At 70.9% G+C, this 10,776-nt stretch carries 10 protein-coding genes; 5 read left to right on the top strand and 5 right to left on the bottom strand.

Annotation, left to right across the window (positions count from 1 at the left end; translation table 11 throughout):
- Positions 1-450: 450 nt before the first annotated feature.
- The 3 genes from VGD70_RS05245 to eccE form a co-directional block, all read right to left on the bottom strand.
- Positions 451-2,034 (bottom strand): S8 family peptidase, encoded by a 1,584-nt coding sequence (locus VGD70_RS05245; protein WP_331078669.1) that lies wholly within the window; start codon positions 2,032-2,034, stop codon positions 451-453.
- Between the two features lie 393 nt (positions 2,035-2,427).
- Positions 2,428-3,135, bottom strand: a complete 708-nt coding sequence (locus VGD70_RS05240; protein WP_331078671.1) for a hypothetical protein — start codon at positions 3,133-3,135, stop codon at positions 2,428-2,430.
- Between the two features lie 91 nt (positions 3,136-3,226).
- Positions 3,227-4,417, bottom strand: coding sequence for a type VII secretion protein EccE (gene eccE / locus VGD70_RS05235; RefSeq protein WP_331078667.1), 1,191 nt, complete (start codon positions 4,415-4,417; stop codon positions 3,227-3,229).
- A gap of 404 nt (positions 4,418-4,821) precedes the next feature.
- On the opposite strand from eccE, the gene eccB reads away from it, so the two are divergent.
- The 3 genes from eccB to VGD70_RS05220 all read left to right on the top strand — a co-directional run bounded on the left by eccB (position 4,822) and on the right by VGD70_RS05220 (position 8,031).
- Complete coding sequence (gene eccB, locus VGD70_RS05230; protein WP_331078665.1) at positions 4,822-6,471, top strand: type VII secretion protein EccB; 1,650 nt, start codon at positions 4,822-4,824, stop codon at positions 6,469-6,471.
- 85 nt (positions 6,472-6,556) lie between these two features.
- Positions 6,557-6,874: a hypothetical protein gene (locus tag VGD70_RS05225; RefSeq protein ID WP_331078663.1), complete on the top strand. Its 318-nt coding sequence runs from the start codon at positions 6,557-6,559 to the stop codon at positions 6,872-6,874.
- 11 nt (positions 6,875-6,885) lie between these two features.
- A complete protein-coding gene (locus VGD70_RS05220; RefSeq protein ID WP_331078661.1) occupies positions 6,886-8,031 on the top strand; it encodes a hypothetical protein in 1,146 nt (381 codons plus the stop codon).
- Between the two features lie 47 nt (positions 8,032-8,078).
- On the opposite strand, the gene VGD70_RS05215 is transcribed toward VGD70_RS05220, so the two are convergent.
- Both VGD70_RS05215 and VGD70_RS05210 read right to left on the bottom strand, forming a co-directional pair.
- Positions 8,079-8,213, bottom strand: a complete 135-nt coding sequence (locus VGD70_RS05215) for a hypothetical protein (RefSeq protein WP_331078659.1) — start codon at positions 8,211-8,213, stop codon at positions 8,079-8,081.
- Between the two features lie 93 nt (positions 8,214-8,306).
- Positions 8,307-9,383, bottom strand: coding sequence for a magnesium and cobalt transport protein CorA (locus VGD70_RS05210; RefSeq protein ID WP_331078657.1), 1,077 nt, complete (start codon positions 9,381-9,383; stop codon positions 8,307-8,309).
- A 276-nt stretch (positions 9,384-9,659) separates the two neighbouring features.
- On the opposite strand from VGD70_RS05210, the gene VGD70_RS05205 reads away from it, so the two are divergent.
- A complete protein-coding gene (locus tag VGD70_RS05205) occupies positions 9,660-10,166 on the top strand; it encodes a MaoC family dehydratase (RefSeq protein WP_331078655.1) in 507 nt (168 codons plus the stop codon).
- A 4-nt stretch (positions 10,167-10,170) separates the two neighbouring features.
- A partial coding sequence (locus VGD70_RS05200) for a DUF2332 domain-containing protein (RefSeq protein WP_331078653.1) occupies positions 10,171-10,776 on the top strand: 606 nt, incomplete at its 3' end.

The raw sequence follows: 10,776 nt of genomic DNA, 5'->3' as shown, positions 1-10,776 counted from the left end.
TGTCGGCACGGCGGCGTCAGGTCCGGCCGCGGCGGCCGATTCCGCCAGACGCCGGGTGTGTTCGACGATCGCGCGCCGGGCAGTTTCCGCGTTCAGTTCAGTCATGGGAGTGTCCTTGGTGTCTGGGTAGCCGGTGATCGTTCACTGAGCGCCCGCCCCCTGCGGGCGCCTTCGACTACGCGTCGAACGACGATAGCCGGGATCGACAACCCCATCACAATTTTCCATCTTTCAGGCTGAGCATGCCGCCGGGGCACGCGTCCGGGTCACCGCTGGGGGTCACCCGCAGTGGCGTGGTGGCACTGGCCGGCCTGTGGACAACTGCCGGGACGAGCCGGGCGGCCGCGGCCCCAGGGAAAGCACTGAGCGGCGCGCCCCCGAAGGGAACGCGCCGCTCAGCAAACCCGATCACACAGTGACGTCAGCGGAGGTCAGCGACGTCAGAGACGGTCACAGGTCGAGAGTCCAGCTGTCGATGTAGCCGGTGTCCAGTGAAGCGGCGTCGCGGACCCGGAGGTTCCAGGTGCCGTTGGCTGCCTCGCTCGACAGGTTGACGGTGTAGGTCTGGTTGATGTTGTCGGCGCTGCCGCCCGCACGGTTGTGCAGGTTGTAGACCGACCCGTCCGGCGCGACGACGTCGACGACCAGGTCACCGATGTAGGTGTGCACGATGTGCACCTCGACGGTGGCCGCGGCGCCGCCGTTACCGGTGCAGCCGGAGATGCTGATCGGGCTGCTCACGGTAGCGTTGTCGTTGATCGTGTAGTTGGTCCCGTTGGTCGCCGCAGGGCAGGGGTTCGGCGGCGGCGGGGGCGGGTTGGCGGCGGTGCCGGTGTAGAGCAGCAGGTTCGGCGAGCCGGTGCCCGGGCTGGTGATCTTGTTGGTCGTGGCGCTGGCCTTCAGCGCCGACTGGACGGCCGCCGGGGTGGCGGTCGGGTTGGCGGCCAGGTACAGGGCCGCGGCGCCCACCAGGTGCGGGGTGGCCATCGACGTGCCGCTGATCGTGTTGGACGCGGTGTCGTTGGTGTTCCACGACGAGGTGATGCTCTCGCCCGGCGCGAAGATGTCCGTGCAGGTGCCGAAGTTCGAGAACGAGGCCCGTGCGTCGGAGCTCGTCGAGGCGTTCACCGTGATCGCCTCGGCCACGCGGGCCGGGGTGAAGTTGCAGGCGTCGGCGTTGGAGTTGCCAGACGCGATGCCGTAGACCACACCGTCGTTGATCGAGTTCCGCACCGCGGTCTCGGTCGCCGCGTCCGAACCCGAGGCGCCGAGGCTCATGTTCGCCACGGCCGGGCCGGAGGTGTGGTTCGTGGTCACCCAGTCGATGCCGGCCGCGACACCGGCGAACGAGCCGGAGCCGGCGCAGTCGAGCACCTTGACGGCCACCAGCCGGACGGCCTTCGCCAGACCGTAGGTGGAGCCGCCGATGGTGCCGGAGACGTGCGTGCCGTGGCCGTTGCAGTCGGTGTTGTTGCCGTCACCGGTGGTGTTGGTGCCCCACACGGCCCGACCACCGAACTCCTGGTGGGTGGTGCGGATACCCGTGTCGATCACGTACGCGGTGACGCCGCTCGCGGTGGTGGTGTACGTGTACTTGCTGTCCAGCGGCAGGTTGCGCTGGTCGACCCGGTCCAGTCCCCACGACGGCGGGTTCAGCTGGTCCGTGGTCATCCGGACGGTCCGGTTCTGCTGCACGTACGCCACGCTGGGGTCGGCGGCGAGCTGGCGCGCGGCCTGGTCGCTCATCGTGCCCGCGAAGCCGCGCAAGGCGGACTTGTAGGTGTAGGCGACCTTGCTGCCGTACTTCGCGGCCGTGCTGGACACCTGGGCGCCGACGCCTTGCGCGGACACCGCCGAGTCCTTGAACACGACGACGTAGCTGCCCTTGATCGCGTCCGCCGAGTTGGCGTACAGGACTTGGCCCTCGGCGGCCTGCGCCGTGGACCCGAGGCTCACGCTCATCACGACGGCGGACGCCGCGGCGAGCGAGGCGCCGAGAATCCGTCTCTTCGAGATGACCCGGGACTCTCCCATTACCTGGTCTCCTTTGCAGGGCACAGCGGACCCCCCGCCCTCGACGGGGTCGACTGTGGATGGGGGATGGAGTGGGTTGTTCGCAAGCGAACGCACTCAACATTCGTCGTGGGATCGCGGTCACGCAAGAGAGTCGGCCGCGTTCGCTCTGCGACTTATGAACGTTTTGGCGACATGCTGGGAAGAAGTTGATCCAGGCGGCCCAGCGAATTCCTCCACCTGCCGCGTCCCGTCACGCACCGGCGCGGAGATCGGAAGCGGAGTCGCACTCAGTGAACGCCGCTGATCGGGTTGGTGCCGACCCGGTCGATGCCGGCGACGACCTGCGCGGTCGTGTGCCGGACCGAAGCAGCTCGGCCCGAGAACCCGGCCGAGCTGCCACCTGGCGGTACCTCAGTCGCCCCGGCGCACCGGGCCCAGGATCGCCTGCTCCTTCTGGGTGGTGACCAGCCGCAGCGGCTTCCACAGGTTCCGGCCGAGCGCGACGACCTGGTCGTCGGCCAGCGTGGTCAGCTGGTGCACCATCGGCGGCGGCAGCCGCCAGATGCGGGCCGCGAGCTGGGCCTGGCCCACCGGCAGGCGCTGCAGCAGCACCAGGTCGGCGGCGTTGGCCGTGGCGCCGGCCTGCGGGTGCATGTAGGGCAGCACGTACACCGTGGTCTGCCACGGCGAGCGCGGCGGGAACAGCTCCTGCGGGGTCGGCCCTCCGTCGTGCACGACGAGCAGCGGCCCGTCCTCGGACGGCCGGGGCAGCTCCACCGGGGTCAGCCGGCGGATCTGCACCAGCGGCGCCGGTCGCCCGTCCGGCCCGTTGCCCGCGGCCTTCTGCAGCACCTGCCACGCGGCCGGCCGGCCGGTGGCGACGACTACCCAGGCACCCACGGCCATCGCCCGCAGCGCCACCTGGCGGGCCATGTACAACCCGCCGACCAGCACGATCCGGGTAGGTGCCGGGCGCAGCGCCGAGATGGTCAGCGGCTCGCCCTGCAGGCCCGAGCCGAGCATCATGCCGCCGCGGTCGCCGCTCGGGCTCACCGCGTCGAGCATGGCGGCCTCGACCAGGAACTCCTGGCTCAGGCCGGTTCCGGCCTGCGTCTCCATCAACCTGCTGGATCCACTCACGACGCCCTACCTTTCACAGGCTCGGTCGCGCCGCGCGCGGTCGCCCGGTGACACCGATTCGCTCGCTCGCTCATGCCCGGCCTCCCAGCGGCAGCGTGGCGGCCAGGCCCGCGACCTGCAGGCCGCGCAGCGGGGTGAGCGTGATGCCCAGCCGGTCGGAGATCGTGGACAGCCGCCCGTCGGCGTACTCGAGCTCGGCCGGCGTGCGGGCGCTGACCCGGACCAGCCCGCGCAGCCCGACCTTGTTGTCCTCGCCGCCCGGGGCGATCGACACGGCGACCGTCGAGGACAGCGCGCGGACGCCGGTGAGCGCGTTGAGGCTCTGCGCCGCCTTGCCGCGTGACCAGCCGGTGATCGCGTAGCTCGCGTGCCCGACGCCGGCCGCGGTGACGCCGGTCCACCGCTCGCGCAGGCCCACCCGCTGGTTGGAGCCGGCGACCGCGGTGAGCTCGGCGGCCGAGATGCCGGCCTTGAGCAGCTCGTCCGGGTCGAGCGGACGGGTCGGCACACCACGCGACTCGAGCGCGTTGCGCACCCGGGACAGCGCGCCGATCAGCGCCCGGTGCGCGCCGAGCACGCCGCCGCCGCGCTCGCGCACGGCGGCCGGGCACCGGCGCGGGTCCAGCCGGACCGCGACCCAGGTGGTGCGCCGCGCGGCGGCCGGCAGCGGGCCGAGCACCTCCATGTAGGAGGCCAGCGCAGGGGAGTTCGGGGGCAGCGCGGCGCTGCCGGGGTAGCAGTGCCAGATGACCTGGATGGCGTCGAGCACGACGCCGCGGTCCTCGAGGCACGGCGCGAGCGCGCCGAGCGGCAGGTTGGGCGCGCCGCCGACCTGGGTGACCAGCGCGGGCGCCGGGTCGACCAGCAGCACCGCGGTCCAGGTGCTCTCGTGCCAGGCCAGGCCCAGCGGGCGCCGCTCGTGGTCGGTGCCGTGCGCCACGACAAGGTCCGGCACGGCCAGGCGCAGCAGGCTCACCCGCGGGTCGTCCGGACCGGTGACCTGGGTGCCCTCCTCGTCGGCGATGCTGTCGATGCTCACCGGCGTGGTGGGCTTGCTCACCCTCGTGTGCGAGCGGAACGCGTACTTGACGGTGAGCTTGATCCACTGGGTGAACCAGCGGCCGCGCCAGCGGATGGCGGCGATCAGCAGGCCGATGACGGCGATGCCGATGGCCACGTAGACCATGATCGCGTCGTTCCTGATGGCCAGCAGCACCAGGCCGATCGCGACCGCGATCTCCAGCACCACGAGGTTGGACACGGGCAGCGCGCCCAGGCTCGCGCCGCTGGTGCGGCGGCGGGCCGACAGCGGCGGGCGGGGTGGCTGGCCCGGCGGCCGCGGTCCGGCGCCCGGCCCGGTCGGCGGCCCACCAGGTCCGCCTGGTCCGCCCGGCCCCCCTGGTCCGCCCGGCCCCCCAGGCCCTGGTCCTTGCGGTCCGTTCCCGCCCGGACCGCCACCGCGGCCCGGCGGTCTCGGCGGCTGCCCCGGCGGTGGCGTCCTGCCCTGCCGTGGTGGAGTGCTCACCGACATCCGCTCGATCTTCCCCTCGTAGCCGTGCTGCGGGCGGTTCGATTGTGCCGGTTCGTGGAGAACCGACATGCAACCGATGCCTGTGGGTCTATCCTGCGAAACGGTACCGCGAGCGGGGAGCAGTAGAGGCGAGAATGCCATCGACACCAACCACCAAGTCCCAGGTTCAGGCGTATCGCTTCGTGCTGCGCCGGATGCAGTCAGCGCTGGTCCGCAAGGACGCCGTAATGCTGCACGACCCGATGCGCACGCACAGCAGAGCCACCATCGTGGGGGTCTGCCTGGCCGCGCTGGGTCTGCTCGGCTTCCTGATCTGGGGGATCCTGGCGCCGAAGCCGAAAGTCCCGGACAAGGACGGCATCGTCATCGGCAAGCCGTCCGGGCAGGTCTACGTGTTCCTCGCCCAGCCGCAGGCCAAGCTCATCCCGACGTTCAACCTCGCGTCGGCGCGGCTGATGCTCTACGCGCGGTCGCTGGGTAACCAGGACCAGAGCAAGCAGGTGGGCGGCAACAGCGGGCCGGTCAACAAGGGGTCCCAGCAGGTGGTGGCGCCGTCGCTGATCGACGACAACGAGCTGCGCGACATCCAGCGCGGCCGCAAGGTCGGCATCCCGGACGGGCCGGACCTGCTGCCCAGCAAGGACCAGCGGATCGACCCGTACTGGACGGTCTGCGACCAGTACATCCTCGACAAGGACCTGCCCGACCCGGCCAGCCAGAACAAGGTGGAGACCACCGTCATCGCCGGCGTCAACGACCTCGGGCCCGAGCTCAAGGACAACGAGTCGCTGCTCGTACGGGCCCCCAACAAGGAGGTCTACCTCGTCTACCGCACGCCGGCGACGGCGAACCTGCCGAACACCAACACCGTGCGCGCCAAGGTCAACATGGCCGACCAGTACGTCCGGACGGCGCTGAACATCGACGAGAAGGACATCCGCAACGTCACCACCGGCCTGCTCAACGCCATCCCCGAGAAGGCCGAGCTGGTCAGCCCCGACATCGCCGGCCGGGGTTCGCAACCGAGCTTCGCCATGGGGGACAACCTCGCCGTCGGCGCCGTGTTCAGCGTGCAGCCCACCGGTGAGGCACCGGCGTACTACGTCGTCCTGGACAAGGGCATCGAGCGGATCAGCCAGACCACGGCCGACCTCATCCGCTACTTCGACAACATCGGCGCGCCCGACCCGCCGCGGCTCTCGCCCGAGGTGGTGAGCCGCAGCCCGGTGATCGACGACCGCATCGACGACCTCACTTTCCCTGCGCGGCGCACGGAGGTGCTGCAGCCGGGGAACTACCCGGTCGCATGCCTGGGCTGGACCGTGTCCGGCGAGGGCGACAGCATGATCGAGCGCACGTCGGTGCACGTCGGCAAGGCGGTGCCGGGGGTGCCGAGGGACTCGGCGGGCAACTCGGCGTCGGTGGACGTGTCCACACCGAGCGCGGACGGCATCCGGGTCGACCACTTCTACATGCCGCCCGGGCGGGCCGCCGTGGTCCGCCAGGCCACCTCGGCGCAGGACTTCCGGACCGGGCAGATCACGCTGATCTCCGACCGCGGCGTGAAGTACGGCGTGCCGGACGAGGCGACCGCCCAGGTGCTCGGCCTCGACGACCAGAGACCGGCGTCGCGGGAGATCATCAAGCTGCTGCCCGACGGGGCGTCGCTGTCCGCGCGGGACGTGGAGCAGAGCTTCGACTCCGTGCCCTACGGCTCGGGTGAGTACCCGTCGACGTCCGCGAACGCCGGGCAGGGCGGCAGCGGCCAGTCCGGCGGCGGATAGCGCGACTTCCGGCGGTACGGGAACCCGGTCGGCTGTCCTATCGTCGGAGCACCGACGTCCCTGCCGTCAGCCGAGAGGTGCGCCCGTGACCGGGATCAAGTTCGACGCAGACTGGGTCGGCGGCTACGCCGAGCTCACCGCGAAGAGCGCCGAGGCGCTCGGTGAGGGCGTGCAGACGATGTCCACCGACCCGCTGACCGACGAGTCGTTCGGCCAGCTCGGCCGGACCGTGCACACCACGCAGGCCTACTCGCGGGCCGCCGGTCAGCTGCGCGACCAGCTCGCCCGCGCGGTCGAGGCGCTCAAGTCCGCGTCGACGGGCCTGCAGCAGGTCTCCGCGAAGTACGTCGACTCCGACGAGACCAGCGCGTCGGCCATGCGCCGCGAGCCGGGCCGGGGCTGAGGGGGTCCGACATGGTCGCGACGCAGGAGAACGAGCCGGTCGCCGCGGAGCGGGTGCCGCAGCCGCGCCCGGCGGTGTTGCCGGCCGGCCACCAGGACGGTCAGGGGAGCCCTGGTGGCCAGGACGGCAACGACATCGCCAACGACTTCGCCGGGCACCTGGACTACCTGTCCAAGCTCGCACACGACCTCGGCGTGCCGGACCCGGTGGAGGAGTACTTCGCGCCGGTCGTCGGCCGGTGGAGCGACCTGTCCGCGGAGGCCGACCGGTGGCGGCTGGTCGGCGACGCCGCCAACGAGGTCACCGACGCGCTGAACAAGCCGCTCGGCAAGCTCGACGCGGCGTGGGACGGCGAGGCGGCGGACTCCTTCATCGCCTACATGCAGAAGGTCGGGCTCGCCGGGCACGACCTGTCCGACGCCATGCTCGGCATCGCCGACGCGCTGGACGTCACCGCGGAGGGCGTCCGCGAGATCGTGCGGCAGCTGGCCGGGGTGCTGGGCGAGACCGCGGAGACGGCCTCGGAGGGCATGGTCATGCCCGTCCAGGGCGACGAGCGGACCCGGCAGTACCTCGACCTGATGCGGCGGCCCACCAAGGAGCTGTTCGAGGCAGTGCGCCAGGTGCTGGAGGCGTTCGTCCAGCTGTGCGAGGGCGTCGACGGGTCGCAGGAGTTCCAGAAGATCACCATGGCGCACCCGTTCCCCGAGGAGAACTGGGCGTTCCAGCAGCCGAAGGTCCCGGAGACGCCCAAGGTTCCGGCCGACGACAAGACGAAGGCCGCCGAGCTCGGGGCCGGCGGCGGCGGAGGTGGTAGTGCCGGGGCCGGCGGGGGTGGCGTCGGCGGTGGCGGTGGCGGCAGCCTGGGTGCGGGCGCGGGCGCGCCGAACATGAGCCCCGGCGGCTACACGGTGGCGACCGAGCAGGCTCCGGTGCCGAAGCCGGAGGGGACCGCCGCGGCGGCGGCCGCGTCGGGTGGTGGCTCGGGTGCCGCCCGCGGTGCGGGCATGCCGATGATGCCCATGGGCATGATGGGCGGCATGGGCCAGCAGGGCAGCGGCGAGCACAAGTCGCGCAGCCGCCTGGTGGGCGACCCCGAGGACATCTTCGGCAAGCCGGAGAAGGCGTCGAGCCCCGTCATCGGCGACGAGGACTGACCTGTTCCCGAACGGCGCCTTCCACGCGAAGGCGCCGTTCGGCGTGTCTAGCGGGGTGCGCCTGCGCCGGCACCGCCCGGGATCGTGGTCGGTCCCATCGCGATCAGCACGGTGATCAGGGCGAGCCAGGTGAGTACGAAAGCAAGCACCCAGAAGCGGGGGTTGAGGAGCAGCCGGGTCACGGGGGAACCTCCCTCAGAAGCACGGGCGGGTTACCTACCTGGGATGGCGCTGAGCAGTTCGCGACGCCTGGTCGATGCGCGCGGGCTGCCCAGCTACAGCCATCGGTTCCGGCGGAATATTCGGTACAGGATCAGGCACGCCGCGAGGATGACCAACATGACCATCGGATAGCCGAACCGCCAGTGCAGCTCGGGCATGTAGTCGAAGTTCATCCCCTCGACGCCGACCACCATGGTGGGCACCGCGATGATCGCGGCCCACGCGGTGATCTTGCGCATGTCGGTGTTCTGCTGCAGCGAGATCTTGGCGAGCGTGGCGTCGACCAGGGTGGTGAGCAGCTCGTCGAAGCTCGCGACGCGCTCGGAGACCGTGGTGAGGTGGTCGTCGACGTCGCGGAAGTAGGAGCGGACCTGCTCGGGCACGAGCGGCGTGTAGCCCTCGGCGAGGCGGCGCAGCGGGACGGCGAGCGGGATCACGGCCCGGCGCAGCTCGAGGATCTCCCGCTTCATCAGGTACATCTGCTCGGCGCCGATCGGGCTGCGCGGGGCGAACACGCTGGCCTCGATGACGTCGATGTCGTTCTCGAAGGACTCGCTGACCGCGAGGTAGGAGTCGACGACCCGGTCGGCGATGCCGTGCAGGACCGCGGCCGGCCCGACCCGCAGCCGCTCGGGCTCCGCCTCCATCTCCTCGCGGAGCTTGGCGAGGCCGGAGTGGCGGCCGTGCCGGACGGTGACGATGAAGTCCTTGCCGAGGAACGCCATGATCTCGCCGGTCTCGACGATCTCGTTGGCCGTGGTGGGCGACTCGTGCGCGATGTAGCGGACCGTCTTGAGGACCATGAACAAGGTCTCCTCGTACCGGTCCAGCTTGGGCCGCTGATGGGCGGTGACCGCGTCCTCGACGGCCAGCTCGTGCAGGCCGAAGGTGTCCGCGATGCCCTGGATCTGGCCCTCGTCCGGCTCGTACAGGCCGATCCACACGAACCCGTCGCGGCGCCTGCGTACCTCGGCCACCGCGTCGGCGTGGCTGAAGTGGCCGGGCAGCCGCTCGCCGTTGACGTAGACCGCGCAGTCGATGACGTGTGCGTTCTGCTCGGGGGTGGCCTGGACGACGGGGCGGCGGTTGTTACGCCCTCTCAGGCCGCCGAGCGAGGGGATCGCAGGCATGTCTGTTCCTCCAGCGTGTTACGTCGAGTCGCGACGCGCCAGAGATCTCCGGCGCCGGAGCGTCCGGCCGGAACACGAGGGGCCTGCCTAGCTGACCCTGCCGGCGAGAACGCGGGTGGTACTGCAACCAGGTGCGCCGTCATGGTTATGCGGGTCGCTCACGCGTCCTCACCTCCTCGGGTCCGGGTGCGGGGAGTCACACACCAGTTGTCGAGGATACTCCACCTGGCAGACTGCCTTCCGTTCGGACGGTCGCCGTGAGTACGGAGGGCAACTGTGCAGTTCGGTCGGTACTACGAGGAGTTCGAGGTCGGTGCGGTGTACAAGCACTGGCCGGGCAAGACCGTCACCGAGTACGACGATCATCTGTTCTGCCTGCTCACGATGAACCATCACCCGCTGCACCTGGACGTCAACTACGCCGAGAACACCACCGACTTCGGCAAGAACGTCGTCGTGGGCAACTACGTCTACTCGCTGCTGCTCGGCATGTCCGTGCCCGACGTCTCCGGCAAGGCGATAGCGAACCTGGAGATCGAGTCGCTGCGGCACGTGAAGCCGACCTTCCACGGCGACACGATCTACGGCGAGACCGAGGTGCTGGAGAAGACGCCGTCGCGGTCCAAGGACGACCGGGGGGTCGTCTACGTCGAGACCCGCGGGTACAAGCAGGACGGCACGGTGGTCTGCGTCTTCCGGCGCAAGGTGCTGGTGCCGAAGCGCTCGTACGGCGAGGCGCGGGGAGGCGAACAGCCCGGCCGGCCCGAGCCTCGGGCAGACTAGGGACATGACCGCAGCGACGCTGGAGGAGATCCGTCGACGCCTGCGGTGGTTCGCCGACCAGCACGCGGCGACGATCTCCCCGCTGTACAGCCACCTCGCGGGCCACGCGGCCGACGATGACGAGGTGGCCGGTCTCCTCACCGCCACAGATGCGTTGTCGGCAGGCGCCACGCTGCTGTTCGCCGCGGTCCAGCGGGTCCTGCAGGCGGAGCCGTTCCACGAGCTCACCAACTACTACCCGTCGCTCGGCGGCAGCTACGGCCCCGACGGGGGGACGTGGCCACTGTTCCGGACGTTCGTGCTGGAGCGTGCCGACCGCGTCCGCGAGCTGATCGCGACGCGGGTCACCCAGACCAACGAGGTCCGCCGGGCGGCGCTCCTCTATCCGGCGGTCGCCATCGCCGCGAAGCAGGCCGGCAAGCCGGTCGGCCTCCTGGAGGTCGGCACGTCGGCGGGCCTGCTGCTCGGTATGGACACCTACGCCTACCGCTACCAGACCGAGCAGGCGGGCCAGCTCGCCGCGGGCCCGGCCAGGTCGACCGTCGGCCTGCACTGCGCGCTGGCGCTCGCACCGGGCGCCAACCTGCCGTCGATCCCGAAGAAGCTCACG

Source organism: Actinophytocola sp. (genome assembly GCF_036402745.1).
Lineage (GTDB): Bacteria > Actinomycetota > Actinomycetes > Mycobacteriales > Pseudonocardiaceae > Actinophytocola.
The sequence above is the reverse complement of the archived record's forward strand: the minus strand, read 5'-3'. Positions and strand labels throughout refer to the sequence as shown.